This is a genomic window from Streptomyces sp. GbtcB6 (assembly GCF_019091475.1).
Taxonomy (GTDB): Bacteria; Actinomycetota; Actinomycetes; order Streptomycetales; family Streptomycetaceae; genus Streptomyces; species Streptomyces hyaluromycini.
In genome coordinates, this window is the sequence record NZ_JAGXJL010000237.1 from 1 (window position 1) to 319 (window position 319).

Sequence of the window (319 nt, forward strand, 5' to 3'; positions counted from 1 at the left end):
CGGCGCGTTGAGGCGTCTTCCTTCGAAATGGGTGACGAGCGGTTCGGGCTCCTGCGCCAGATCGGGATCGGACCGGCTGATGCAGCGGCGGCCATGTTCGCAATGCCAGACCGATCCGTCTGCGGCGATCGCATTGCCGTTCATGAACCACGTCGCGTCCAGCACGACCTCGACCCGGCCATCTTCCTCATACCAGGCGTTCAGACGGCGATTGGGCACGTCTGAGAAGAGCAGGCGGCCATAGGACGCCTGCCACACGGGCCCTTCAGCATGGATCGAGCCCTCGTGCAGCACCAGCAGAGACGCATCGGACGATAAC

Annotated in this window: 1 protein-coding gene; it reads right to left on the reverse strand. The window is 63.9% G+C overall.

The annotated features are described in order from the left end of the window. On the reverse strand, nucleotides 1-319 hold a 319-nt coding region (locus tag KVT45_RS55270), incomplete at both ends, for an SMP-30/gluconolactonase/LRE family protein (protein ID WP_217562697.1).